Annotated in this window: 20 protein-coding genes; 6 read left to right on the top strand and 14 right to left on the bottom strand. The window is 64.3% G+C overall.

All coding sequences use genetic code 11. From position 1 onward, the window contains the following. Window positions 1–1,242 (bottom strand): Zn-dependent hydrolase (locus IE101_RS00270; protein ID WP_189631812.1); only part of this gene is annotated, 1,242 nt, incomplete at its 3' end. Between the two features lie 170 nt (window positions 1,243–1,412). On the opposite strand from IE101_RS00270, the gene IE101_RS00265 reads away from it, so the two are divergent. Beyond that, window positions 1,413–2,045: a TetR/AcrR family transcriptional regulator gene (locus IE101_RS00265; RefSeq protein ID WP_189631811.1), complete on the top strand. Its 633-nt coding sequence runs from the start codon at window positions 1,413–1,415 to the stop codon at window positions 2,043–2,045. A gap of 13 nt (window positions 2,046–2,058) precedes the next feature. Here the strand turns inward: IE101_RS00265 and IE101_RS00260 are convergent, their stop codons facing one another. The 10 genes from IE101_RS00260 to IE101_RS00215 form a co-directional block, all read right to left on the bottom strand. After that, on the bottom strand, window positions 2,059–3,492 hold the full coding sequence (locus IE101_RS00260; RefSeq protein WP_189631810.1) for a chemotaxis protein CheW: 1,434 nt from the start codon (window positions 3,490–3,492) through the stop codon (window positions 2,059–2,061). A gap of 2 nt (window positions 3,493–3,494) precedes the next feature. Next, window positions 3,495–6,269, bottom strand: a complete 2,775-nt coding sequence (locus tag IE101_RS00255; protein ID WP_189631809.1) for a methyl-accepting chemotaxis protein — start codon at window positions 6,267–6,269, stop codon at window positions 3,495–3,497. A 157-nt stretch (window positions 6,270–6,426) separates the two neighbouring features. Then, window positions 6,427–11,061: a beta strand repeat-containing protein gene (locus IE101_RS00250; protein WP_189631808.1), complete on the bottom strand. Its 4,635-nt coding sequence runs from the start codon at window positions 11,059–11,061 to the stop codon at window positions 6,427–6,429. Window positions 11,062–11,093: 32 nt separating this feature from the next. Continuing rightward, window positions 11,094–12,029, bottom strand: a complete 936-nt coding sequence (locus IE101_RS00245; protein WP_189631807.1) for a hypothetical protein — start codon at window positions 12,027–12,029, stop codon at window positions 11,094–11,096. Then, window positions 12,026–12,652, bottom strand: coding sequence for a hypothetical protein (locus IE101_RS00240; RefSeq protein WP_189631806.1), 627 nt, complete (start codon window positions 12,650–12,652; stop codon window positions 12,026–12,028). Before IE101_RS00240 ends, IE101_RS00245 begins: the two co-directional genes overlap by 4 nt. Before the next feature lie 63 nt (window positions 12,653–12,715). Continuing rightward, window positions 12,716–13,651 carry a hypothetical protein gene (locus IE101_RS00235; RefSeq protein WP_189631805.1) on the bottom strand — a complete coding sequence of 312 codons (936 nt, stop codon included), beginning with the start codon at window positions 13,649–13,651 and terminating at the stop codon, window positions 12,716–12,718. A gap of 90 nt (window positions 13,652–13,741) precedes the next feature. Continuing rightward, complete coding sequence (locus IE101_RS00230) at window positions 13,742–14,371, bottom strand: hypothetical protein (RefSeq protein ID WP_189631804.1); 630 nt, start codon at window positions 14,369–14,371, stop codon at window positions 13,742–13,744. A gap of 135 nt (window positions 14,372–14,506) precedes the next feature. Further along, a complete protein-coding gene (locus IE101_RS00225) occupies window positions 14,507–15,862 on the bottom strand; it encodes a CsgG/HfaB family protein (protein ID WP_189631803.1) in 1,356 nt (451 codons plus the stop codon). 11 nt (window positions 15,863–15,873) lie between these two features. Beyond that, window positions 15,874–16,416, bottom strand: a complete 543-nt coding sequence (locus IE101_RS00220) for a hypothetical protein (protein ID WP_189631802.1) — start codon at window positions 16,414–16,416, stop codon at window positions 15,874–15,876. Continuing rightward, the gene (locus IE101_RS00215) at window positions 16,416–17,090 is read right to left on the bottom strand and encodes a hypothetical protein (protein WP_189631801.1); all 675 of its coding nucleotides are present in this window, start codon (window positions 17,088–17,090) and stop codon (window positions 16,416–16,418) included. The genes IE101_RS00220 and IE101_RS00215 overlap by 1 nt, the downstream gene beginning before the upstream one ends. Before the next feature lie 561 nt (window positions 17,091–17,651). On the opposite strand from IE101_RS00215, the gene IE101_RS00210 reads away from it, so the two are divergent. The 3 genes from IE101_RS00210 to IE101_RS00200 all read left to right on the top strand — a co-directional run bounded on the left by IE101_RS00210 (window position 17,652) and on the right by IE101_RS00200 (window position 22,193). Then, window positions 17,652–18,341, top strand: a complete 690-nt coding sequence (locus tag IE101_RS00210) for a response regulator transcription factor (protein ID WP_189631800.1) — start codon at window positions 17,652–17,654, stop codon at window positions 18,339–18,341. Between the two features lie 72 nt (window positions 18,342–18,413). Continuing rightward, window positions 18,414–19,910 carry an FAD-binding domain-containing protein gene (locus IE101_RS00205; RefSeq protein WP_189631799.1) on the top strand — a complete coding sequence of 499 codons (1,497 nt, stop codon included), beginning with the start codon at window positions 18,414–18,416 and terminating at the stop codon, window positions 19,908–19,910. A gap of 126 nt (window positions 19,911–20,036) precedes the next feature. Continuing rightward, window positions 20,037–22,193, top strand: a complete 2,157-nt coding sequence (locus IE101_RS00200; protein WP_189631798.1) for a malate synthase G — start codon at window positions 20,037–20,039, stop codon at window positions 22,191–22,193. Window positions 22,194–22,292: 99 nt separating this feature from the next. On the opposite strand, the gene IE101_RS00195 is transcribed toward IE101_RS00200, so the two are convergent. Beyond that, window positions 22,293–22,544 carry a BolA family protein gene (locus tag IE101_RS00195; protein WP_189631797.1) on the bottom strand — a complete coding sequence of 84 codons (252 nt, stop codon included), beginning with the start codon at window positions 22,542–22,544 and terminating at the stop codon, window positions 22,293–22,295. Between the two features lie 74 nt (window positions 22,545–22,618). On the opposite strand from IE101_RS00195, the gene IE101_RS00190 reads away from it, so the two are divergent. Continuing rightward, on the top strand, window positions 22,619–23,248 hold the full coding sequence (locus IE101_RS00190) for a J domain-containing protein (RefSeq protein ID WP_189631796.1): 630 nt from the start codon (window positions 22,619–22,621) through the stop codon (window positions 23,246–23,248). A gap of 6 nt (window positions 23,249–23,254) precedes the next feature. Here IE101_RS00190 and IE101_RS00185 read toward each other — a convergent pair whose 3' ends face one another. After that, complete coding sequence (locus tag IE101_RS00185; RefSeq protein ID WP_189631795.1) at window positions 23,255–24,970, bottom strand: glycosyltransferase family 4 protein; 1,716 nt, start codon at window positions 24,968–24,970, stop codon at window positions 23,255–23,257. Further along, window positions 24,925–25,728: a class I SAM-dependent methyltransferase gene (locus tag IE101_RS00180; RefSeq protein WP_189631794.1), complete on the bottom strand. Its 804-nt coding sequence runs from the start codon at window positions 25,726–25,728 to the stop codon at window positions 24,925–24,927. The genes IE101_RS00185 and IE101_RS00180 overlap by 46 nt, the downstream gene beginning before the upstream one ends. Before the next feature lie 208 nt (window positions 25,729–25,936). Here IE101_RS00180 and cobS point away from each other — a divergent pair, with 208 nt between their 5' ends. Further along, entirely contained in the window at window positions 25,937–26,923 is a 987-nt protein-coding gene (gene cobS, locus IE101_RS00175; protein ID WP_189631793.1) for a cobaltochelatase subunit CobS, read from the top strand. Window positions 26,924–26,936 lie beyond the last annotated feature (13 nt).

The following is a 26,936-nucleotide window of genomic DNA, read 5'->3' as shown; positions in this document are numbered from 1 at the left end:
CACGCCGGCCACCTCAAGCACCGCATGCAACAGGACATCCGTCCCCGCCGCCGCCCATTCGGGTGAAATCTCTTCGGCCTCGTTATGGCTCAGACCATCCACACAGGGGCACATGATCATGGTTGTGGGGGCCACGCGGTTGATCCAGCAGGCATCATGGCCCGCACCCGACACGATGTCGCGGTGGCTGTAGCCAAGCGCCTCGGCCTTGGCGCGCACGATCGATACCAGCTCGGGCGCAAAGGTCACGGGGTCGAAATGCCCCACCTCCTCGATGCCGCAGCCCAGGCCCAGTTCCGCCGCGACGGCATGGGCCGCGCGGATCACCTCGGCCTTCATCGCATCCAGTTTGGCCTGTTCCGGGCTGCGGATATCGACCGTGAACACCACCTTGCCCGGGATCACATTGCGCGAATTCGGAAAGACCTTGACCTGCCCCACCGCGCCCACGGCATCGGGCTGATGGCTCATGGCAATCTGATGCACCCGCTCGGTGATGCGGGCCATGCCAAGCCCCGCGTTGACGCGCATGTTCATGGGCGTGCTGCCGGTATGGGCGTCCTTGCCGGTCAGGGTGATTTCCAGCCACCAGAGGCCCTGCCCATGCGTCACAACGCCGATGGTCTTGCCCTCGGCCTCAAGGATGGGGCCTTGCTCGATATGCAGCTCGAACATGGCCCTCATCTTGCGCGCGCCGACCTTCTCATTACCGACCCAGCCGATGCGCTCCAGCTCCGCCCCAAAAAGCTTGCCGTCCAGATCGCTGCGCGATTTCGCGTAATCTTCGGTATGGATGCCCGCGAAGACACCGCTGGCCAGCATGGCCGGGGCAAAGCGCGCGCCTTCCTCATTGGTCCAGTTCGTCACCACGATCGGGTGGCGGGTGCGGATGCCAAGGTCATTCATCGACCGCACGACCTCCAAAGCACCCAGAACCCCCAGCACCCCGTCGAATTTGCCGCCGGTGGGCTGGGTGTCCAGATGGCTGCCCATATAAACGGGCAGCGCCTCGGGGTCTTCGCCCGGGCGGGTGAAGAACATGTTGCCCATGCTGTCCACGCCCATGGTCATGCCCGCGGCTTCGCACCAGCGGCGGAAAACGTGGCGCCCCTCATTGTCGGCATCGGTCAGGGTCTGGCGGTTGCAGCCACCCGCGACGCCGGGGCCGATCTGCGCCATCTCCATCAGGCTGTCCCACAGCCGTGCGGAATTGATACGAAGGTTCTCTCCGGGTGCTGGCATCAGCTTGCTCTCCCTGTGGCCGCTGCCCTTGTCGGGCCTTCGTGGCCCATGCCTATTCTGGCAGGTCTTGCGGCGAATCTTTTCCTGACCATATGGTCAAGGAGAGAGGCTATAGAAGCTGACTATCCGGTCAACAAAATTTTCCAGTGCCACAAAGGGCCCCCGGTTCGATGACAGATACCCCCCGCCCCTCCAAGCGCAACGAAATCCGCGCGCAGAATGAAACGCTCATTTTGCAGGCAGCGGAAAAAGTCTTTGCGGAAGCGGGGTTTGGCGGGGCCACGATGCAGCTGATTGCCGATGTGGCGGGGCTGCCCAAGGCAAATCTGCACTATTATTTCGCAACCAAGGAAGAACTCTACCGCCGCGTCGTGCAGAACATCTTTGAGATCTGGCTTCACGCCGCCGACAGCATGGACGGGGCCGATGACCCGGCCGAGGGGATCGGCGCCTATATCGAGGCGAAGATGGAAATCTCGCGCCGTCACCCCAATGGCTCCAAGGTCTGGGCGTCCGAGGTGATGCACGGCGCCCCGGTCATTCAGGACTATCTGGAAACGACGCTGCGCGACTGGACACGGGGGCGTGCAGCCCTGATCCAGCGCTGGATCGACGAAGGCAAGATGGCGCCGGTCGATCCGGAACACCTGCTCTACATGCTTTGGGCCACGACGCAGCATTACGCCGATTTCGGCCATCAGATCGAGACGCTGAATGGGGGGCGACCTCTTGACGATCTGCAATGGCAGGCGGCGAAGGACAGCGTCAAGTCCATGATCCTGCGGGGGATCGGCGCAGCTTGATCGGGGGCGGCGATCAGCGGCCCAGCGGAAGCTCCTCGATCCGTAACAGGCGCAGCAACCCTTGATCCGCCGCCATCTTGCGATAGACGAAGTTGCGGCTGGGGCCCGTTTTGCCGCCGTAAGATCCCACATGTTCGACGGCGATCAGCGCCTCGACCGCAAGGCCGATATCATCCCCGTCGACCCGCGTGACCACCACCGCCGCGCGGTGATCGAAGGTCGTGGGCGGCAGGCCCTGCAGCTCGGCCAGCGAAAAGATCGGCAAAAGCCGCTTGCGGTGGCTGACATTGCCCAGATGGCCCAACCGCCCCGAGGGGTGATGCGCAGCCTGCATCGGCAGGATTTCCCGCACCTCGGTTGCAGGCAGGGCAAAATCCTCACCCGCCCGCATCAGCAGCGCCAGATCGCTGCGCAAGGCGGCCGCCCGCGCGGCCCGCCCCGCCAGATCGGCATCCGCGGTGGACACCATCGCCGTCGCCCCCAGCGCGAGCAGCGCCGGATCTGCGCGCAGGGCAGCGTGGTTCAGCAGAAAATAGGCGCTGCCCTCCTCTCGCGGGACGACACCGGAAAACAGCTCGGGCCGGGTGCAGACCAGACGGGGCAGCGGTGCGATATCGCCCTGCCGGATATGCGTGATGTCATAGATCCGGTCGGCCCGCAGGGCGATGCGCCGTTCGCCTTCAAGCCGCAGCACCACCGCCGACGAACGGCCCTGGCGCGGATTGCCCGGCGCAAGACCCGCGAGACGCACTGCATCAACCACCGCGATTTCGCGGCCCAGCCGACGTAGCGTCCCGTCGCAATAGCGAGAATCCATGCCCTTCCGCTCGATCTCGGTTTCGGGAACGGTGGCCTCGATCTCGATGATGGGCAGGGCAAAACTGATGCCCGCCATTTCGAACAGCAGGAACTGGTCGGTCCGGTCAAAGCTGCTGGTGGTCACGCGATCATCGCGACTGAGCGGCAAGCCCAGACCGGCCAACGCCGGGACATCAAGGATGGGGATCACCTCGGCCCCGATCAGGGCGAAGGTCGCCAACAGGGTTTCGCGCAGCCCCGTCGCGGCATTGCGGATCGGCTGGGGCCGGATATCCTGCGCGGGCACGATGCGGTTGGCCGCGGCGGCGCAGATCCCGAACAGCTGATCCTGAAGGCAGAGGATCACCACGATCCGTGCCTTGCCCCCGTCCAGCGCAGGGCTGTCACCGATCATGGCCGCAAGATCGACAACCGGGATCACCTGCCCACGCAGCACCACGCAGCCTGCAACCCCCGTCACGGATGAGGGCAAGGGCTCCAACCGCGCGGGCATGGCCATGACCTCTCGCAGATGCGACACGGCGATGCCCACGGTGCGCGCGCCCAGATCCACAAGGGCCATGGACGTGGGACGCTCGGCGGTCTCCGGCACCTCGGTCACGGACGGAGCAGGAGAAAAGCCATCCATCCTCAATGGCTCCGCGTGACCTTGGCCAGATCAGAAATCAGTTTCACCACCTCTTGCGTGACGCCCTCTTGCTGCCCGGCCGAGGCCGAGATCGACCCGATGGCCCCGGCGGTATGGTCCACGCTGTCCACGATCCGCACGAAGGCCTGCCGCGCGGCCTGCGACCGTTCCGTCCCCATGTTGACGCGCGACGCGCTTTCCCCGATCAGCCGTGTGATTTGCATCGCGGCGGCAGAGCTGCGTTCGGCAAGCTTGCGCACCTCATCGGCCACCACGGAAAAGCCCACGCCATATTCCCCCGCCCTTGCCGCCTCGATGGCCGCGTTGAAGGCAAGCAGGTTCGTCTGGTTGGCAATGTCGCTGATCACGCGCACCATGTCCGAGATTTCGGACGAGGACCGTGAAATCAGCTCGATCGCGCCGATGGCCTTGTCGAGCGTCTCGAACCCGTCAGAGGCGTTCTTCTTGGTTTCCCCCGAAAGCCCGAGGGCCTGTTCCGTCGCACCGTTGATGCTGTGGATCGACTGGCTCAGCTGCGTGACGATGGCCGACATGGCCTCCGATTTCTCGCGGATCAGCTGTTCCAGCTTCATCTGGTCCGTGATGTCATGGGCATATTTGATGACACCGATCGGTGTGCCCTTGGCATCCAGAAGTGGCGAATAGGTCGCCTGGATCCAGATGTCGCGTTCGAACTTGCCCACCCGATGGAACCGCCCGGCCTGGTTTTCCCCCTTGCCGAGGGCAATCCAGAAATCCCGGTATTCCTGCGATTTTACATGATCGGCGGTGCAGAACAGCGAATGGTGCTGGCCCCGGATTTCGCGCAGCGAATAGCCGGTCAGCCGCAGGAAGTTTTCGTTGGCCGAAACGATTTCCCCGTCAAGCGTGAATTCGATCACGCCCTGCGCCCGATCGATCGCGCGGAACTTGCTTTCGAATTCGGCATTGCGACGGCGCTGGAGCGTGACATCGGTTGCAAATTTCACCACCTTCACCGGCCGACCGTCGAGATCGAAGATGGGGTTGTAGGTGGCCTGGATCGTCACCTCGCGCCCGGATCTGGTGACACGGTTGTAGATGCCCTGATCGAATTCCCCGCGACCCAGCTTTTGCCAGAACATCCTGTAGGGTTCGGATTCGGCATCCCTCGGGTCACAGAAGATGCGGTGATGCTGGCCGATGATCTGGTCGGCGGTATATTCCATCAGCCCCAGGAAATTCTGGTTGGCCCCCAGAACGCGGCCCTCCATGTCGAATTCGATCACGGCCTGCGCCCGGTCCAGCGCGGTCAGCTTGGCCTCGAATTCAACCGTGCGGCGCTTTGCATCGGTAATGTCCTGCGCCAGCATGACCACGCGGGTCAGTCGACCGTCCAGATCCGTGACGGGGGTATAGGTGGCCTGCAGAAAGTGTTCATACCCATTCTTGCCAAAGCGGCGGAATTCCCCCGTCATCGGCAGACCCGAGCGCAACTTTTCCCAGAACTGCCGATAAACCGGGGTTTCCTGGCCGTCCCGGCTCCAGAAGATCGCCGAAGGCTGGCCAACCAATTCGTCCAGGCGATACCCGCAGGAATCGAGGAACATCTCGTTGGCCCAAAGCAACCGGCCCTCCGGGGTGAAATCCGCGACCAGCTGGCTGTTGTTCAGGGCCGCGACGCGCCCCTGCAGCAGATTGCTTTCGACCCGCTCGCGCGTCACGTCCAAGGCGACCTTGATAATCCGGCGCACCCGGCCATCGGGGCCGGGGATAGGATTGTAGGTCGCGCGGATCCAAACCGGCTGACCTGACCGGCTCAGGCGCTTGTATTCGCCGCTATCGCCTTGGCCACTGCCCAACCTTTGCCAGAAGGCCGCGTAATCGGGGCTGGCGGCGGCGGCAGGGTCCATGAAGATGCGGTGATGCTGCCCCCGGACCTGATCAAGGTCATATTCCATTAGCGACAGGAAATTTTCATTCGCGTCCAGAATGGTGCCATTCACGTCGAATTCGATGGTCGCCATGGATCGGCTGAGCGCGGCCAGACGCCCCGCATCCTCGGACGCGCGGCGTTTCTGATCGCTCACATCCATGGCGAATTTCACCACCCGCTGCACGCGACCCTCCGGCCCGTAAAGGGGGTTGTAATTCGCCCGTATCCAGACGGACTGACGCGCTTTGGTCAGCCGCTCGAATTCGCCATCGCGGGTTTGGCCGGCAGCAAGGGCTTCCCAGAAGGCCACGTATTCGGCGCTGGCTGCAAAATCGGGCTGGCAGAAGATCCGGTGATGCTGGCCGATGATCTCGGCCGCGTCATAGCCCATCAGGCCCAGGAAATTGGAATTGGCCCGCAGGATGGTCCCGTCGGGTTCGAATTCGATCACCGCCTGCACGCGTTCCACAGCAGCAAGCATCCCGACAAGATCGCTGTCGGATTGCACCACGCGCCCGACCAGCAGAACCGATCCGCCCTCGGCGCCCGAGGCGGCAAGGCATTGGAAGGTTGCAAATCCTGTCGTATCGCGCAGATGGACGTTCAGCTCGACCGGGCTTTGCGCCCCCGTCGCCGCATCCTGCAACCGGGCCAGAACATAGTCCCCCTCGCGGAAAAGGCCCGGCAGACCCTGACCGACGATCTCTGTCTCGGCCCCCAAAAGCTGGGCTGCCCCGGCATTTGCCGCCAGGATTGTCCCATCTTCGGCACGGACCGACAGGACAATTCCAGCTTTGAGCATCACCTCGGTCGCAAGTTTGATGTCAGATGGCTTCAAGTCGGACGAGCGGGTTTCGGGCATGGGCGATCCTGAAAACAAAAACTGCGAACTTAAGTCGCAGGAACGGCTGTTTTCCGGGCAGCTTTAGAACCGCTCCCTACAATTCCCGACAGTGCCCCACCCACCCCCGGGCACCCGAGGGGGTTTCCGCTAGGTCATGAAAACTAGCGCTTTGAATTTACAGAATAATATCAGAGTCCGTCAGTACCTGAACGTCGCGGATACGCAGAACGAAATCTGCGGCGCCATCCCCGTTCACATCGCCCTCAAGCACCGAAAGCAGGCTGTCCCACCGCAGCAATCCGGGGGCAGGTTCGCCCGCCGTCCCCGGAAAGGCCTCGCCAGCCAGAAAGATGAAGGACTGACGGTCCGACAGGGTGCTGTCGGCATCGAAGCCGGACAGGTCGATCCGGTCGCCCGGCGCGAAATCGACGATCTGGTCCAGTGTGGCGCCGGGGGGCGCATCAGTTGCGGCCAGAAACACAAAAGTATCGGCGCCCTCGCCTCCGGTCAGACTGTCGATCCCGCCGCCGCCTTGCAGCGTGTCAGCACCGGCCCCGCCCGACAGTTGATCCGCCCCGGCGCCACCCAGCATCAGATCGCCGCCGCCGCCGCCCGTGATCGCACCGCCCCCGGCATGGGATTGCAGCGTCATGCCTTCGGATTGGCGGGTCAGCGCGACAGTCAGGCCCGCCGCCCCCAGAACCACTGTCTCGATCCCCTGGATCTGTGCATCCGACGCATCGGTGAAATCAGCCTCAAGCCGCAACGTGTCGGACCCGCTGTCGCCCTGCAAAAGCGCGTCTCCCTGACCGCCCCAAAGCGTGTCATCGCCGCCATTGCCGCGCAAGCTGTCGGCCCCGGCGGCGCCCGTGAGACTGTCATTCCCCGCGCTGCCGATCAGGGTATCGACCCCGGCCCCCCCCGTCAGCCGATAGCCCGTGGGCCCCTGCGCCAGCGTCATGTCGATCAGGCCGCCCGCGGCCCGTGTCGCAAGATAGGCGTTGCCCGCATTGCTGCTGGCCGCAGTCGCCACGAAGGTCGCGATATCGACAGCGGCCAGTGTGCCCGCGGTGATCTGGATCACGTCGCCCGTGCCAAGGTCAGACACACCGCCGACAGCACCCGCCAGCGTCACAAGGAAGCTATCCCCCCCCTGCCCGCCCACCAGCGTATCGGTGCCGCCGTCGGCCGTCAGCGTATCGTCCCCGGCTGCACCGGAAAGCTGGTCATTGCCACTGCCCCCGGCCAAAAGGTCGGCGCCATCCTCGCCCAGCAGGGTGTCCGCACCACTGCCGCCATAGAGACTGTCGGAATCCACCCCGCCATTGAGGATATCGGCCCCCAGACCGCCAAGCAGGCTGTCACCGCCGAGCGCGCCCCGCAGCGTGTCATCGCCGTCGAGGCCCGACAGCGTATCCTGCCCGTCGCCGCCGGTCATGCGATTGCCGATCGCATTGCCTGTCGCGTTCAGACCGGCGCTGCCGGTATAGGTCAGGGTCTCGACCTGCGCGGCCATCGTCACCACGGCCAGTGCGGTGCGGATTTCATCGGTGCCACCTTCGAAAAGTTCAAGGATCGTATCATCCGCATCGGACAGCAGGTAGACATCGTTGCCGACGCCGCCTTCCATCCGGTCGGCCCCGGCGCCACCGTCCAGCGTATCGTTGCCCTCGCCCCCTTGCAGCGTATCGGCCCCGGCATCGCCCAACAGACGGTCGGCCCCGTTCATCCCGCGGAGGGTATCGGTGCCAAGCCCCCCCATGATGACATTGGCGCGGCGATTGCCGATCAGCAGATTGTCGAGCGCATTGCCGGTCCCGTCGATTTCAGCGGTGCCGGCAAGTTCTAGGTCTTCAACCGCATCGACCAGCACGTAGCTGACACTGGCGACCACGCGGTCGCGTCCCCCGTCTGCGGCTTCGACCACAAGGTCGGCGGCATCTGCGACATGAAGCACGTCATCACCCGCCCCACCGACCAGCGTATCGGCGCCCCCGGCCCCGATCAGCGTATCGGCACCGATGCCGCCTTCAATCCGGTTGGCGCCTTCGTCGCCCGACAGGCTGTCATTGCCCTGACCGCCAATCAGCGTTTCGAACCCCGACAGGCGGTCGCGGCCTGCGGTGCCGGTCAGTTGTGCCGAACTGCGGGCGAGCGTCACCGTGACGTTGCCCACCGCATCCGCATAGGTCAGCGTATCGGTGCCATTGCCGCCGATCAGGATATCCTCGCCATCGCCACCGTTGAGGGTGTCGTTCCCCTCGCCCCCGTTCAGGCTGTCGTCGCCTTCACTTCCGGCCAGCCAATCGGCTCCGCCGGCCCCCAGCAACGTATCGTCGCCCGTGTTGCCATCGACGCGATCGGCCGCCGCCGTCCCGCTGAACAGGTCATTGCCCGGCCCAAGGCGCGTGGCATCGTCATTCAGAAGGGTGACCGCAAGCTCTTGGTTGACGAAGAGCAGACCCGATGCCAGGCCATTGAGCGTGAGGCGCAGGCTTTCATCATTCTCGGACAGAAGGTCGCCTACAATGCGCAACGTCAGGCTTGCCGTTTGCTGCCCTGCGGCGATGGTCAGGGTGCCTTGCGGCAGATCGGTCATGGCCTGCAACCCTGCCGTGGCGAAATCGGCGCCGGTCAGGCCGCTCCCCCCGTCGCTGACAGTATAGCCGACGGTCAGCGTGCTGTCCGCAGGGCGATCCAGCGTCAGGGTAAAGGTGATCTCGGTCACGCCAGAGTTCCCCTCCGTGACCGCCGTGGCGGCGGTGGTCAGGCTGGCCAGAACGGGTTTGCCATTCACGGCCGGGGCATCGGCAAAACTGAAGGTTTCCACGTCCGAGATGGTCAGCACGCGGTCGGCGGCCGTCAACGTATAGACGCCCCCGGCATAGGTGATTGCCGCCGCCGCCCGGTTCAGGTCGAGCTGGAGCGTATCACTGCCCGCGCCGCCAAGGATGGTGTCATCGCCGCCATCGGCCACCAGCAGATCATTGCCGCTGCCCCCCGACAGGACATCGGCCCCCGCGCCGCCGGTCAGCGTGTCCTCGCCCGTGTCGCCCAGAAGGCTGTCGTTGCCCGCGTCCCCGGCAAGACGGTCGTTGTCGAGCCCGCCATCCAGCGTGTCATGTCCGCCCGCCCCCGACAGCGTATCGCGCCCGGCAAATCCCATGACCCGTTCGGATGCGCTGGTTCCTGCAAACAGATCCCCGCCCGAGGTCAGCCGCACCGCGCGGAATTCGTCGGCGGCATAGGTCACGCCCGCAAAGCTGAGGGTTTCGATCCCGGTCAGAACGTCGGTGCCACTGGCGGTGGTGACGGTCAGCCGATCCGTGGCGACGTTCCACTGCACGCAGCCTTCGACATAGGCAGCCCCAAAAAGCGCGAGGTCCTGCCCCAGACCGCCCTCAAGCGTATTGGCCCCGTCCCCCCCGATCAGGGTATCGGCGCCGGCATCCCCGGTCAGAAGGTCATTCCCCGCCCCACCGTCCAGCCGGTCAGCATCGGCACCACCCATGAGCGTATCCGCGCCCGCAGACCCCAGCAGGGTATCGGCGCCGGCCCCGCCTTCAAGCTGATTGTCCCCGGTCGATCCGGTCAGACTGTCCGCCGCATTGCCGCCCACAAGGTTCTCGATCCCCGCCAGACGATCGCTGCCCAGCACCCCGAGCGCCTGCCCCGTCGTCACAGCCAGATTGAGGTTAACAGCCGTGGTCGCCCCGGCATAGGAGGCTGTATCGCGGCCCTCTCCGCCGTCCATCAGGTCATTGCCATAGCCGCCGACCAGCGTGTCATTGCCCGCCTCGCCCTGCAACGAGTCATTGCCGCCGCTGCCCGTCAGAAGGTCGTCCCCGGCACGCCCGGCCAGCAGATTGGCCGACATGTTGCCGGTCAGGATATTGGCGGCACCATTGCCCGTGCCATTCGCCCGCGCGCCGCCCTGCAGGGTCAGGTTTTCAAAATTGTCGGCCAGAACATGCGTGTACAGCGTTTCGACCAGATCGGTCCCTTCGTCCGCACGTTCAAAGAGCGTAGCCCCCCCGGCGGTGATGACATAGGTGTCATTGCCCTCGCCGCCCAAAAGGGCATCGGCCCCCCCGCCCCCGTTCAGGGTGTCATTGCCGCTGCGCCCCTCGAGCCGTTCATCTTCGGCGCTGCCTGACAGGCCGTCATTCCCGCTGCCCGCAATCAGCACCTCGATCCCGGTCAGGCGGTCCCAGCCCGCGCCGACCGTATTCTGCGTGGTGGTCAGGCCAAGCCGCAGGGTCAGGTTTTCCGTCACCTCGGCATAGGTCGCGGTGTCGCGCCCGTCACCGCCATCCAGCGAATCCGACCCCATTCCGCCATTCAGCGTATCGTCGCCCGATCCGCCGATCAGCCAGTCGTCGCCACTCCCCCCGATCAGCACGTTGGCGGCGGCATCCCCCTTGAGGCTGTCGTTGAAATCGCTGCCGATCAGCCCCTCGATACCATTGAGCAGGTCGCGCCCTGCCCCGACCGTCAGTTGCAGCGACCGGATGGTCAGCGACACGATCACCCCGGCTGTGGACCTTTCGTAACTGACGATGTCGAACCCCGCCCCACCGATCAGGCTGTCGGTGCCATCGCCCCCGGCCAGCAGATCATCGCCGTCTCCGCCATCAAGATAGTTCTGCCCCGCCCCGCCGATCAGCGCATCATTGCCGCCACTGCCGCGGAGCGTGTCATCGCCCGCGCCACCGTCGATCAAATCCACGCCAAGACCCCCCGAAAAGCTGTCGGCACCGGCGGTCAGCACGGTCAGGGCAAGGGCAGAGAAGGGCTTTTCAGACGGCATGTCTCAATCCGCAAATTGACGGTGGAAAGGGTTCAGCGGGGCGTCGGCGCAATGCCGATCACCCCCGCATTGACGGCACCGATCACGGTGGTCACGCTGTCGCCGATGGCGACGCTCTGGCTTTGGACGATGGTGGTGACAGCGCCTGTCACGGTCTGTGCATTGCCCGCAAGGTTCACCATCACCGCGCGCAGATCGGGTGCGCCGCCAAGGGCGCGGTTCTCAAAGTGCTGCGCCATGGCATTGGCGGTTGCCGCCCGATCAAGCGCCTGATTGGCACCCACCGCGATTTCCGACATGGCAAGGTCGATCCCGCCGCCCACCTGCCCCAGGGATGCCGTTACATCCAGATGGGTCACGATCTCGCCGGTATTGACGGATCCGATGACGGTGGATTGCACCTCGCCCAGCACCAGCCCGATGTCCGGGCCCTGCTGCACGGCATAGACCGCGGCCAGTTCCGGCGGCACGATGCCCGTGATGATATTGGTCACAGAGCCGTCGATCCGGGTCATGACAAGTTCGGTCGCAAGGGCCAGATCGCGCTGATCCTGTGCCTCCTGGAACAGGGAAAGCTGCCCGCCGGGCGGCACCGAATAGAGGGCACTTCCCGGCGGATAGAGCCCGGCCGCAAGACCCGAGGCAAGGCCGGAGGCGGTACTTTCGCTGACCATCACCCCCTCTGCCGTGGCGGTGGCGCGCACCGGATCACCCAGGGCATCATAGCCGATGATCACCGCATCCCCCGCCACCAGGCGGCGCCCCACCTGTTCCACCACCGGGGCGGTGCTGGCCGCGATATTGGCAAACAGCCCTGCCACCGGCGAGGCCCCCATCGCATCCAGCGCGGCAAGCACGCGTTGCAGCGTCGTCATCGCCGCGGCCCCCCCGGGCCAAAGACCTGTGGCCATGCCGAGCGTCAGGGAGATGATCGGCGCGGGCCGGAGGGGATGGCAGACACGTCTCATTGCCGCACCCCCTGCAGAATGTCATTGATCCGGATCGTGATCCCACCGGTGTTCACGCTCCCGATGGAAGAGGTCGCCATCTTGCCTTGCAGCGCCTCGGCTCCGCCCTGCCCGACCTGCAGGATCGCGCCCAGCACATCCGTGCCGGTGCTGGCAATGTTGCCCAGCGTGGCAGAATAGCCGCCGATCCGGGCCGCACCTTCGCGCGCAACATCGATGATGCCGGTATTGTTCGACGCCGCCACGACGGTCGCCACCTGTGCATGGCCGGACACAGCCCCCATGTTCGGCACCACGACCTGGACTGCGGGCGCAGGACCCGGCGCAAATGCAGCGGCCCCGGCCGCCAGATCGGGCGCCTCGCCGAAAAGTCGTACCGAGCCGTCCACCCGGTTCAGGATCGACCCGCCCTCATCCTGCACGGCGCTGTGTTCGGCCATGTTCAGGAACAGCTCGGGCCCGGCTGTGTCGGGGGCACGGCGGTCAAGATCGTGCAGGACACGGTCCAGAATGGATTGTGCGCATGCCACGCCCGGTTGCAGCACCCCCCCGATCAGGAAGGCACCGGCACAGAACGCTTGGATCAGGCGTTCCGGAAGGCGATGGATCGGGCGTCGGGCCATGCGGTGTCCCTTTGATTGCCGGGGGCCCGGGCGGGCCCCCGACGTGTGTCAGATTGCGGCAGATCAGTTGGTGCCGACGATGCCCGACTGAACGCCGGTCACAGCAGCGTTGATGCCCGAGGTGATGGTGCCGGTGTTGACGGCGCCCAGAACCGTGGTGCTCACGTTGCCGATCGAGCCGTTGAGCGACTCGAACGAGTTGTTGACCGAGCCGATGACGTCGGTGGCGTTCGAGGCCACGTTCAGCACAAGGGCGGTCTGGTCGGTCACGCCGCCCAGCTGACGGATCGACGAGGACACGGCCGAAGAAGTGCCCGAGATGGCCTCGGACACGTCCTGGTTCACGCCCAGGGTGATGTCGCCGGTGTTGACCGCGCCCAGAACGGTGGTCGACAGATCGCCGATATCGACGGTGACTTCGTCGAAGGCATAGACCGAACCCACGTCAGCCGTTGCTTCCTGGATCCCGGTCATCGTGTTGGTGATCGAACCGTCGATGGCGTTCAGGATCTGGCTGTTGCCGACCGTGACGACTTCGGGGTCATAAGCGGTCGACGAAGCAGTCGCCATGTAGGTGTTGTATGCCGCCGTCGAAACCGCAGCCAGAGCGGCCGCTTCGCTGGCAAAGGTGGTCGCCCCGCTGTCGGTCGACCAAGTCGCGCCGGCCGGGCCATCACCGTCCCAATCCTGGAACAGGGCCGTCGCGGCATTGGCGGCGGTGGTACCAGCAGCCGTCGCAGCCGCCTGGTTGGCAGCGACCAGGGCTTCGTATTCGGCCTGGGTCAGGATGCCGCCTTCACCGTTGTTGTACTGGGTGACCTCGGTCGGGCCCAGAACAGCGATGTTTTCGGCGATGTTGGCGAAGGTGCCCGTCACCGGCTTCATGTTGCTGTTGGTGTCGTTGATGCTGGTCAGCACACGTTCCAGAACGGATTGTGCCGAAGCCGCACCCGACATGGCGACCAGCGCCAGTGCCGTAGAAGCAAGCAAAGTTTTCATGACATGTTCCTTGTCGAAGAAAAATCCGACGCCCCCGGCCCAAGGCCGGAGGTGGCGAAGGGAAGTTTTCCCTTCGCCCGCGTCAGATCATCAGTTGGTGCCGACGATGCCCGACTGAACGCCGGTCACAGCAGCATTGATGCCCGAGGTGATGGTGCCGGTGTTGACGGCGCCCAGAACCGTGGTGCCCACGTTGCCGATCGAGCCATTGAGCGAGGTGAAGCTGTTCTCGACCGAACCCACGACGCTGGTCGCGTTCGAGGCCACGTTCAGGACCAGAGCGGTCTGGTCGGTGACGCCACCCAGCTGGTTGATCGAGGCGGAGACGGCCGACGAGGTGCCCGAGATGGCTTCCGACACGTCCTGGTTCACGCCCAGGGTGATGTCGCCGGTGTTGACCGCGCCCAGAACGGTGGTCGACAGATCGCCGATATCCACGGTGACTTCTTCAAAGGCCAGAACGTCCGAACCCACGGCGGCGGTCGCTTCGCTGATGCCGTTCATGGTGTTGGTGATCGAACCGTCGATGGTGTTCAGGATCGCGGTCCCGTCCGGGTTCGTCACGGCAACGTTCTCGGCGATGTTGGCGAAGGTGCCGGTCACGGGCAGCATGTTGGTGGTGTTGATGCTGTCCAGAACGCGTTCCAGAACCGACTGGGCCGAAGCCGCGCCCGACATCGCAACGATGGCAAGAGCGGTGGTCGCAAGGAGCTTTTTCATGTTACTTCCCTTTTTTTTCATGCCTGCATCCCTCGGGCAGGCACACATTTTCCGGCTTGAAAGAGGGGCCGGTCTTTCCGTCGTCAGAAACCTGCAAACGACTGGAATCCTGAATGATCTGTCGAATTCGGTGCATCAGGGGGCAGCCCCCCCAAGCACCTTGCTGTCGCCCGTTGCGGGGTTGACAGGGGCGGCCGGAGATGCGGCCGGGGTTTGGGGGGCGGCGTCATCAGGAACGGGGGGTGCCTCCGCTCCGGGTGCCTTGCCCGCCTTTTCGGCAGCCATCTTCTGCGCGGCCTCGGTCGCAGTGATGGCCTGTTCCACGACCGTGGCTGCGGCGTCGCCCTCGGGTCCGCTCAGACCTGCGGCCGCACCGGCCCGCAGCGCCTGGATGGCCAGGGTCATGTAGCGCACCGCCTCGGATGCCGCGGCCTCGGCCTCGGGTCCGGTCTTGGCCGCCACCACGGCATCGGCCGAGGCGATGGCCCGCGCGGCATAAGACGTGGCCGAATTGGCCAGCTTGCGCGCCTCGTCAGACATGGGCTTGGCCGGTGCGCCCGGCGCGGGGGCGACGGCGGCCTGCGGGCGTGGCGCCCCGCCGGGGGCCGCACCCTGCGGCATTTGCGCCGGTTGTTTCGCGGCCTCTTTGGCTGCGGTCTCCACCTCGGCGATTACCGCCGAACGCTTTCCTGCCGTCCCGCTTTTGACCGCATCAAAGGTGCTGATCTTGGCCCCGCAGGCGTTCGCCTTGCCTTCGGGCGCAATCTGAGCCAGCAGGTCATAGGTTGCGTAGCTCAGCATCTGGCGCAGGGCGAAATGCAGGGCCTCGCGCTCCATCCCGCCGGCATCCAGCGACACCAGCGTCTCACCGAAGAAACGGCCCGAGGAAAAGCCCATCTCCTCGGCGTAGATCTGCTTTTGCAGCGGCACGTTTGCCACCACCTCGCCGCTATGCGCGGCCGTCAGCGCCAGATCGAGCCCGATCAGAATCCGCGTCTGCCGATAGCGTGGGCCGACACCCGCAATTTCAAGCTGCGCCCCCCCGCCCGGTATGTAATCGAGGCTGGTGATCGACCCCGAGATATAGAGATCCGCCGGGCGCTGCAGCTTGACGTTGCGAATGCCCCAATTGTTTTCCGCCAGAATGATATTGGGATCGCGGCGGTTCACCACCGTCAGCCCGGCCCGGAACAGCGCCGATTGCACGATGTCACCAGCCCCCTGCGTCACCAGCTTGCCGGTGCCGCCATCGGCATATTGTTCCTTGCCGGTGTTGTCGGCGATCTGGCCCACCGCAAAGGTCACGCTGTCGGGCAGCGCACCGTTCATGCAAGATAGCGCCTCATCGAATTCGGTAACGATATCACGGATCGGCGGCCCCTTCGCCAGGGGCGCATCCTCCGTCGTGGGCGTGGTCGTGCCCGACGGCATGCCGACGCAGGCGCCAAGCGCCAAGCAGAGAGACAGGCCGGACAGGCGCGCGAATCCCACGTTTTCTCCGATCACTGACAGGCCGAGGCCACAGTCGTCTCATCGCGGAGGATCGACGGTTGGCCGGCGTTGGAGGTGGTGCCATCGGCATTCGCGGTGGCCGAACCATAAACCGTGGTATCGGCCTCGCGGATCGAGCCATCGACACAGCCGTTGGTTTCCGCCGAATTGACGGAATCCACGGTGTTGTTGTTGCCATGCACCTCAATCGTATTGCTGCCCGTGTTCAGCGAACCCACCGAATAGGTTTGCTGACCGATCTGGTCACCGATCTGCTGCGCGCCGGTCACCGATCCTTGGGCATTGGTTTCGATATAGCCGGTGCGGTTGTCGTAATAGGTTTCGGTGTTGTAGACGGTCGAGGGGTCGGCATTGCCCTCAACCGTGCGCAGCACCTGCGCCTGTTGAAGGCGCAGGCTGCGATCGGCAGCCGAGGTGAAGCCATAGCTGCTGGACCAGGATTGACCCGACGAGCCGTAGTTCTGTGCTGCGGCCCCCCCGGCCGACAGGGCCAAAAGCCCCGCCGCCATCAACCACCCCCCGAGGCGTTGCATCAGTTGCCCCCCGAAACCGAAGCAGAGCTGGACCCGTTCGACGCCGAAGCCGAAGCCGCGCCACCGCCACCTGCGGCGGAAGAGCTGCTCGATCCTTCCGAAGCGCCGCCCGCAGCCGCACCACCCTCATCGCCAGCGGCGGAAGAGGTCGCTGCCCCATCAGAGGCGCCGCCTGCCGCAGCCCCGCCGTCATCGCTGGCCGCGCTCGAGCTTGCTGCCCCGTCCGAAGCCGAGGCCGAAGCCGCACCGCCCGACCCGCTGGTGGCCGAAGACGAGGCCGAGCCATCCCCGGCCGAAGCCGAAGCGCTGCCCCCGCCGGTGTGGGGGTCATCGTGATGGTCATCATGGTGATGGCCGTCGTCCTGCCCGTCGGGATCGTCATCCGGGTTCTGGTCGTCGCCGCTCGGATCCGGATCAAGATTGCCCGGATCATCGCCGCTGCTCCCGTCTCCCGCCACGGCCGAAGCCGGCGATACGACCGGATGTTTCGCAGGCGGGCAAGGAATGAGATTGGGGTCCCATTTATCCTGCGAGATCACATATCCCGGGGCCGCCTTGACGCAATAGACCGGCGTCACCCCGGCCTCATAGGGGGCCTGGGGCGCTGGCACGCATCCCGCAAGCAAGGCCGTCGAAGAGACGAGGATCGGGATCAATGCAGAGGTTTTTGCCATGACATCTTACCTGTTCAAAAATAAAGCGATTACCGCCACTTAATCGCGTTATTTCGAATTCGGATCATTTAGTAAAAATATCTATTGACAAGCATCACCGCAGACACCGCCTGCGGATCATTGGATCATTCCATAAGGATCAGGATATTTTCCACCAAAGTCGAAACAGACGTTTTCAGATCTTTGGAAAATGAACACATACTTTGGGATGAGCTCGACTGGACGGGCCAGAAAAGCCAACAACCGATTGCATGTAAAAACCCTACGTAACCCAACAGGGACCAATCATTCCCTATAAAAGCGACACAGATTGGTGAAAACGACCAGAAATGTGACAGTTTTAAAGTTGAAAGCCCAAGAAAGTTAACGCTGCCTTTGCGAAGATGCATAGATCTTGGGTGAAGCTTGCCAAGCTCTCCGACCGGAACGTCAGCGCCTCAGCCCCAAACGATACCGACCATTTGCCCAAAAGAATTGGTTAGATACCTGACTTCTGTCAAATTGATAGTTGATCAGAATGCGAGTTATTCGATGATACCACAAGATCAAAACATCGAGTGAATGGCGGCCATGCATCCCCAGAATACCAGTCTCCCCTCCGATCCATCAGCCTCCTGGCTTGCGGCGCGACAGCCGACCAACGCGCTTATCGTTGATGAAAATCAAATCCTTGTAGATCTGCTGGAGGCCCAGTTCAGCGGGTCGGGTGATCTGCACATCAGCACCGCTGAAACCATTTCTCACATCCCCATCCGCGTCGAAGAGATCAATCCAAATATCATTTTGATAGGTTTTGATCGGTTCACGTCCAAGTCGGCCGCGCTCGTCTCCCACCTTCCTGCGGCTTACCCCGAAATCAAGATCGCCGTGATCGCATCCGAGGTGGAACGCAACGCGATTTTGTCTTGTATTGATGCAGGTTTTGCCGGGGTAATCCTGAAATCCATGCCGCTGCGGTCCTTCGTCAGTGCGCTGAAATTCATGGTCGCAGGCGAGGTTTTCATTCCCACGCGCATCTTCCCGATCCTCGGCCAAGCCTCTGCACCTGTCAAAAATGGCGGAAAACTTTCAGATAAAGAGATCCGCATCCTGACCATGATCCGGTCCGGCATGCTGAACAAGGAAATCGCGGCCGAAATCGAAGAGGCCGAAGCGACGGTAAAAATGCATATCCGATCCATCTTTCGAAAGATCGGGGCCAAGAACCGCACGCAGGCCGTGGTCCTGGGGGAAGAGATCGGCCTGATCTGACCGCCTGACGACAACCGCAGGCGCGACGGTGGGGTCTTTACGAATCTGCCGCGCATGCTAGATAGATGTTCTATGAATGTTCTTGTCTGGCTCAAACGCGATCTGCGGCTGAACGATCACCCTGCCCTTGCGCTGGCGGGCTCGCTCGGGGCTGTGCTGCCGGTCTATGTTGTGGAACCGGACTACTGGCGCCTGCCTGACAGTTCGGCCCGGCAATGGGCCTTTGTGGCGGAATGTCTGCAGGATCTGCGCGCCGACCTCGCGTCGGTGGGTCTGCCGCTGGTCGTGCGGGTGGGGGATGCGGTCACGGTGCTGGACCGGCTGGTCCGCGCGCATGGTATCAGCGAGATGGTCAGCCATGAGGAGACTGGCAATCTCTGGACCTATGCCCGCGACCTGCGGGTCGCCGCCTGGGCGCGGCAGACGGGGCTGCGCTGGCGCGAGATCCCGCAATGTGGCGTGACGCGGCGCCTGCCCAGCCGCGATGGCTGGGCTGCGGCACGGGACCGGTTCATGGCGGCCCCGCAAGTCCAGCCCGAAACCCTGCGCCCGGTGCCCGATGTCGAACCCGGCCAGATCCCCGGCGCCCGTGCGTTGGGTCTGGCCGAAGACCCCTGCCCCCACCGGCAGAACGGCGGCCGGACGCTGGGGTTGGCGACGCTCGACAGTTTCCTGACCACCCGCGGCGCGCCCTATCGCGCGGCCATGGCCTCGCCCCTTGCGGGGGAACGCGCCTGTTCGCGCCTGTCGCCTCATATCACCTTTGGCAGCCTCAGCCTGCGCGAGGTCGTGCAAGCCACCGCCGCCCGGCAGGCCGAACGGCCCGGCCCGCAATGGGGGGGCAGCCTGCGCAGTTTTCAGTCGCGCCTCGCCTGGCGTGACCATTTCATGCAAAAGCTGGAGGATGATCCGCAGATCGAGCGCAGCGCCCTGCACCGCGCCGCCGATCGCCTGCGCGAAACCGACGCCAGCCGTCTTGCCGCCTGGGAGGCCGGGCAGACCGGGTTCCCCTTCCTTGACGCCTGCCTGCGCTATCTGCGCGCCACCGGCTGGCTGAATTTCCGCATGCGGGCCATGGTGATGGCGACGGGGTCCTATCACCTCTGGCTCGACTGGCGCGATACGGGCGCCATCCTCGCGCGGCGCTTTACCGATTATGAACCCGGCATCCACTGGCCTCAGGTGCAGATGCAATCGGGGGTGACCGGCATCAACACGCCGCGCATCTACAACCCGGTGAAACAGGGCCATGATCAGGATCCGACCGGCGCTTTCACCCGACGCTGGGTGCCCGAGCTTGCCTCCGTGCCCGATGCCTTTCTGCAGGAACCGTGGAGATGGCCAGGGGCGCAGGGTCTTTTGGGGCGGCGCTACCCCGAACCCGTGGTCGATCTGACCATCACCGCGCGCGAGGCGCGGGACCGCATCTTCGCGCTGCGCCGGACACAGGATTTCGCGCAGGTGCAGGCGGGGATCGTCAAGAAACATGCGAGCCGCGCCCCGGCCCGCACGGCCCCCCCGCGTCGCCGCAGCGCCAGCGCGCCGGGGCAGCTGAGCCTGGATCTCTGACCCCGATCTATCCTGAAATCCTTCAGGTGTTTTCATTGGATGCCGAAGAATGAAGCCGCCTCGCCGGTTGCGCGGCGGGGCATTTTTCCGCATCCTCGCGCCAACCCGGACCCAGAGGAGATCGCCATGCCCGACCGCATCACGAAACACGGATTGCAGGTGGATCAGCGCCTCGTCGACTTTGTCGAAACCCGCGCCCTGCCGGGCACCGGGGTTGCGGCGGATCACTTCTGGCAGGGCCTGTCCGAGGCCGTGACGCGCCTCGGGCCGAAGAACCGCAGCCTGCTTGATCGCCGCGCCGCGCTGCAAAAGCAGATCGACGATTGGCACAAGGCCCGTCGCGGCCATCCCTTCGATGCCGAAGCCTATGAAGGGTTCCTGCGCGAGATTGGCTATATCGTGCCGGATGGCCCGGATTTTCAGGTGGAAACCCAAGGGGTTGACCCCGAAATTGCCCAGATCCCCGGCCCGCAGCTGGTGGTTCCGGTGATGAACGCCCGCTATGCGCTGAACGCGGCGAATGCGCGCTGGGGCAGCCTTTACGACGCGCTCTATGGCACCGATGCGATGGGCGATCTGCCGACCGGCGGTGGCTATGATGCCGCCCGCGGCGCAAGGGTGATCGATTGGGCGCGTGGCTTCCTCGACCAGGCCGTGCCGCTTGCAGGTGCCAGTTGGCGGGGCGTGACCGCACTGGCCATCCGCGACGGCGCGCTGGTCGCCACCACGGCCCAAGGCGCCATCGGGCTGGCCGAAGGGGCCACGCTTGTCGGCCATCAGGGCACGGCCGAGGCGCCAACCGCCATCATGCTGCGCCACCACGGGCTGCATATCGAGATCCGCATTGATGCTAGTTCGCAGATTGGCAGCAGCGATCCGGCCCATATCGCCGATGTCCGTCTTGAAAGCGCCATGTCCGCGATCATGGATTGCGAAGACAGCATTGCCGCCGTCGATGCCGAGGACAAGGTCGTGGCCTATGGCAATTGGCTGGGCCTGATGCGCGGCGATCTGACGGAAGAGGTGCAGAAGGCCGGGCGCAGCTTCACCCGCCGCCTGTCGCCCGACCTGACCGTCACCGGGCCGGATGGCCGCCCCGTCACGCTCAAGGGCCGCTCGCTCATGCTGGTGCGGAATGTGGGGCATCTGATGACCAACCCCGCCATTCTGGACGCCGAAGGGCGCGAGATCGGCGAAGGGCTGATGGATGCTTTCGTCACCACGCTCTGCGCGATGCATGATCTGTCGAAAACCGAAGGCGCGCGCAATTCGGTCGCTGGATCGGTCTATGTGGTGAAGCCCAAGATGCACGGCCCCGAAGAGGTGGCCTTCGCGGTTGAAATCTTCGATGCAGTCGAAGACACGCTGGGCCTGCCACGCAATACCGTGAAGCTCGGCATCATGGATGAGGAACGCCGCACCTCGGTCAACCTGAAGGAATGCATCCGCGCGGCCAAGGCGCGCGTGGCCTTCATCAATACGGGCTTCCTCGATCGCACGGGGGACGAAATCCATACCTCGATGGAGGCAGGCCCGATGATCCGCAAGGGCGACATGAAGGCCGCCGCCTGGATCAAGAGCTATGAGGACCGCAATGTCGATATCGGTCTGGCCTGCGGCCTGCAGGGGCGCGCGCAGATCGGCAAGGGCATGTGGGCCGCGCCCGATCTGATGGGCGCGATGCTGGAGCAGAAGATCGCCCATCCCCGTGCTGGGGCGAATTGCGCCTGGGTGCCCTCGCCCACCGCGGCCACGCTGCATGCCACGCATTACCATCAGGTCGATGTGCTGGCCCGTCAGGCCGAAATCGCCGCCGGTGGCCCGCGCGGCACGCTGCGCGACCTGCTGACCCTTCCGGTCGCGCAGGGGGTGAACTGGTCTGCCGAAGAGATCCAGTCCGAGATCGAGAACAACGCCCAGGGCATTCTTGGCTATGTGGTGCGTTGGGTGGATCAGGGCGTGGGCTGTTCCAAGGTGCCCGACATCCACGACATCGGCCTGATGGAAGACCGCGCCACCTGCCGGATTTCCAGCCAGGCGCTGGCGAACTGGCTGCATCACGGCGTCATCCAGTCCGATCAGGTCATGGCCGCGATGCGGAAGATGGCGGCGGTGGTGGACCGGCAGAACGCGGGAGATGCTGCCTATTGCCCCATGGCGCCCGGCTTTGACGGCCCCGCCTTCAAGGCCGCCTGTGACCTGGTCTTTGAAGGGCGCGTGCAACCCTCGGGCTATACCGAACCGGTGCTGCACCGCCGCCGGCAAGAGGCGAAGGCCCAGTAGTTTCCGAACGGGGGCCCCGGACACCGTACACCGGCGCCCCCTTTCATCTTGGTTCAAATATCCCCGCCGGAGGCACCCGCCCTCTGCGCGTGACGGGGATCAGCCGATATCCAGCGCCAGCGCGTGAATGCGCACCGTCAGATCCCCCAACGCCTGATGCACCGCCCGATGCCGCGCCACCCGCGTCATCGCGGCCAGCTGCGGGGCGCGGATCAGCACATTGAAATGCGTCTCGCCGCCTTCGCGCCAGCCGCCATGGCCGCGATGCTTTTCACTGTCATCCTGAATTTCCAGAACCTCGGGCGAAAACGCCGCCACAAGGCGGGCGTGAATTTCATCTTTCACAGTCATTTTGACGCCTTCCCCCTTCACGTTGCCGCGCAATGACCTAAACTCTCGCCTCCGAGTCGGAAAGGCCCTACCCCATGCAGAAACCCCCGTTCGAATTTGACATCCGCGTGTCCTCTGACAAGAAACGCCGCAAGACCGGGCGCAGGGGCATGTCCGGTGCCTTTGAAACCTCGCAAAAGAGCTGCGAGTTTCCGGGCTGTTCGGAATCGGGGCTGTATCGTGCGCCGAAATCGCCCGACCTGCTGGATGAGTTCTTCTGGTTCTGCAAGGATCACGTCCGCGAATACAATCTGAAATGGAATTTCTTCAACGGCACCTCGGATGAGGAATTCCAGAAGTTCCTCGACAAGGCCCGGGTCTGGGAACGGGAAACCAAGCCCTTCAGCCAGAAGGATGACGGCCGTGCCTGGCAGCGTCTGGGCGTGAATGATCCGATCGCGATCCTGGGGGAAAAGGCCACGCAGAACCCCGGCAAGGTGCAAAGCAATGTCACGCGCAAGCTGCCCTCGACCGAACGCAAGGCGCTGGAAATCCTCGATGCGCGCGATACCTGGACGCGCACCGAAATCCGCAAGCAATACAAAAGCTTGGTGAAGGATCTTCACCCGGATATGAACGGCGGGAACCGCGATGACGAATCCCGCCTGCAAGAGGTGGTCTGGGCTTGGGAACAGATCCGCGAAAGCCGCTATTTCCGCGACTGACCTCGGTCAGATCTGGCGCAGGAACCCGTATTTCAGCAGCCAGATCACCGCGCGGTCCAGCGTGATGCCGGAAATTCCCGTCTGCGCGTCAATCTCGGCCAGATCGAGCCCTAGCGCCCCTGCTGCCGCCACACGGGCCTGTACCAGCGCCAAGGTCTCGGCCCGCTCGGGGGCCCGGCCAAGGCCCGCATAATTGCGCAGCGCAAAGGTCTCGGCTATCCCCGGCCGCCCGGTCAGATCGGCCGCGACAAAGCGGCCCTCATCAAGCCCGCCCTGCCGGGTCGGATAGGCGCCGAACATCGCAAAGGGAGAAGGCGCCACTGGCAGCGCGGCGCGCGGGATGGCCGCTTCCGCCCGGGCCTGTGCGGTGTGGCGGCGAAGGGCGAGTTCCGCCCACAGATCCTGCATCTGCGGGATCACGTTTGCCCAGTCATAAACGTTGCGCGCCCGCGCCTGCGCGGCCTGCCCCATCCGCGCCCGAAGACCCGGATCGACGGCCAGCGCCACGATGGCCTCGGTCAGGGCGGGCAGGTCGATCTCGGTCATGGCCGAGGCGAGCGCGCAATACTGCGCGTAGCTGTCCACCCCGGTGAGATGGCGAAAGCTTTCCTGTTCGGCATGGCGGGGGGCGAGGGTGCGGGTGGGCACGCGAATGCCCACATCGGCGGTCACGGTATCACGCAGCCCGTCCCAGTCGGAGACAAGGCAGGGCAGACCGGCGGCCATGGCCTCGATCGGGGCAAGGCCAAAGGTTTCCTGAATGTTGTCGATGGCAAAGACAAAGACATCCGCGCCCGACAGCACCGCCTTGCGCTCTGCCGGATCTGCCCCGTCCAGAAGATGGAAGCCAACGGCGGGCATCAGGCCCGTCGCGCCCTTTTCGAAAACGCCGCGCGAATACTGTTCCCGAAAGATCCCGCAGAGCACCAGATGCACCCGGCACCCGGGCGGCATCTGCGCCTGCGCCGCCGCCAGCGCGATATACAGCGGCAGCGGATCGAATTTTTCATGCGGGCTGAGCCGCGCAATGGTGGCAAAGACCACATCGTCCGGCCCGATGCCCAGCCGTTGCCGCAATCCCTGCCCCGCTGCGGCATTCGGCGCGAAGGCCGCGCAATTCACGCCAAGCGGAATGACCGGCGTCTGCGGTCGGGCCGGGGGCGGGGCGCCAAACCGCATCGTTGCATGGGCATCGATCAACTCGAACTGATGCAGCACGGCGGCAAGCACCGCCCGCGAGGTGCAGATCACCGCATCCCACTCTGCCTGCGGCGCCATGCGCAGATCATGAAAGCCCTGCATCACGCCCTTGGTCGAAATGGTATGCGTGATCCCGCAGATCGACCAGGCGGCCTGCCCAAAGGGCGCGCGCCGCCAGGTTTCGGCAGCAAAGTTCGGGCTTGGGTAGAACAGCGTGCCCAGCGGCGCCATCTGCTGCACATGGCGCATCGGCACCGGGCGCACCGCCACGCGCGGCCGTTCCTCGGCGGCGATGCGGGCAAACAGCGCCTGATCTTCAGACCGCGGCGTCAGCGGGACGAATTCAGCAACATCAGCATGGCGAAGGAACCCGCGCAGGAAGCTTTCACCGGCAACCCGGCGCCCGTTGATACCGCGTCCGGCCGGATCATACCCGTCCGAGGCGAAATAAATGGCAGCATTGCGCTGTCGCTGGGTCATCGGCGGGTCATCCATAGCCACGGGGTGGGCGAAGATCGCCATTCCCAGATCATCAAAAGCCGGTCGAGATCGGACAAACCTTCATACCATCCCCCCAGGACCGAATCGTCCAAACGGCGATCGATCCGCAGAATGTTATGGCTTCGCGCAAAGCGCTCCTGCAGCAGCGCAAGCGCACCGGGACGCATCCCTTCATGCACCTCGACCAACAGATCGGCCGCAAGCAAGGCAGGGGCGCCGACCGGGTCCAGAAGCTCGACCTCGGCCCCTTCGATGTCGCAGATCACCACCGTCGGCGCCAGGGCACAGAGCGCGAGGTCCGCATGATCGATGATCCCACCGATCTCGACCCGCGCGGCCACGCCATTGGCCGTGGCCAGCGCCGCGCAAAGCGCCCGCGCCCGCGGATCTCCATCCCGCGCCAACACCCGCGCCCCCGGCATCCGCCGGGCAAGACCCACCGCGTAATACCCCTCGGCCGAGCCGATATCGAGAACCGTGGCATAGTCCCGCGCCACGATCTCTTCGATCACGGGGGCAAGGCTTGCCTCGTAAACCCCCAGCATGCGGGGGATCCGCGCGCCTTCCGAAGCGCGCACCACATAGGACATGCCCGCGAAGGGCCCGGCCACAAGGTCGCGGCCACTGCGACGCTCGACCTCGGCTTCCAGCCGCATGCAGCGCCATTTCGCCAGCAAGCGCAAGGCAGCCAGCAAGTCCTTTTCCCCCGGGACGCCGTCAAGAATGCGGCCGATCTGGTCCGCAACCTGCGCAGTCAGCGGTGCGACGGGCAGAGACATGCACGAAGAACCTGTTTGAATGACACGTCTTTCCTCCTCAGCGATAACGGCACCCCGCCGGGCCCGCAAATATTTTCAACACCAATCAGGCACTGACGTCGCGACCGGGCGCTTTGTGTCGGGCACAGCCCTTCCCCTTGCGGCCCCCCGCAATATGTTCCACAAAACCTGTGCAAGAACCGCGCCCGCAGGACGGGCGCCCGATGTGATGGCGGACGGAATGCTCGATCAAGTTGCGAAACCCACCGAAGAAATCTCTGTCCGGGATGTCTTCGGCATCGATACCGACATGAAGGTCAAGGGCTTTGCCGACCGCACCGACCGTGTCCCGGAAATCGACCCGACCTATAAATTCGATCCCGATACCACGCTCGCCATTCTGGCAGGCTTTGCCTACAATCGCCGGGTGATGATCCAAGGCTATCACGGCACGGGCAAATCGACCCATATCGAACAGGTCGCCGCCCGGCTGAACTGGCCCTGCGTGCGCGTGAACCTCGACAGCCACATCAGCCGGATCGACCTGATCGGGAAGGATGCCATCAAGCTCAAGGACGGCAAGCAGGTCACCGAATTCCACCCCGGTATCCTGCCCTGGGCGCTGAAGAACCCGGTGGCGATCGTGTTCGACGAATACGATGCCGGCCGCGCCGACGTGATGTTCGTGATCCAGCGCGTGCTGGAACATGACGGCAAGCTCACGCTGCTCGACCAGAACGAGATCATCACCCCCCACCCGTCCTTCCGCCTCTTCGCGACTGCGAATACCGTGGGTCTGGGGGATACGACCGGCCTTTATCACGGCACCCAGCAGATCAACCAGGCCCAGATGGACCGCTGGAGCCTCGTGGCCACGCTGAACTACCTCAGCCACGATGCCGAGGCCGCGATCGTGCTGGCCAAGAACGCCCATTACAACACCGAGAAAGGCCGTAAGACCATTTCGCAAATGGTCACCGTGGCCGATCTCACCCGCACCGCCTTCATGAACGGCGATCTCTCGACGGTCATGTCCCCGCGCACGGTGCTGAATTGGGCCCAGAACGCAGAAATCTTCCGCAATGTGGGCTACGCCTTCCGCCTCTCGTTCCTGAATAAATGTGACGAACTGGAACGTCAGACCGTGGCCGAATTCTATCAACGCTGCTTTGGCGAAGAACTGCCCGAAAGCGCCGCCTCGATGGCAATGAAGTGACCCCAAGAAGGGG

This window comes from Gemmobacter lanyuensis (genome assembly GCF_014652355.1).
Taxonomy (GTDB): Bacteria; Pseudomonadota; Alphaproteobacteria; order Rhodobacterales; family Rhodobacteraceae; genus Gemmobacter; species Gemmobacter lanyuensis.
The sequence above is the reverse complement of the archived record's forward strand: the minus strand, read 5'-3'. Positions and strand labels throughout refer to the sequence as shown.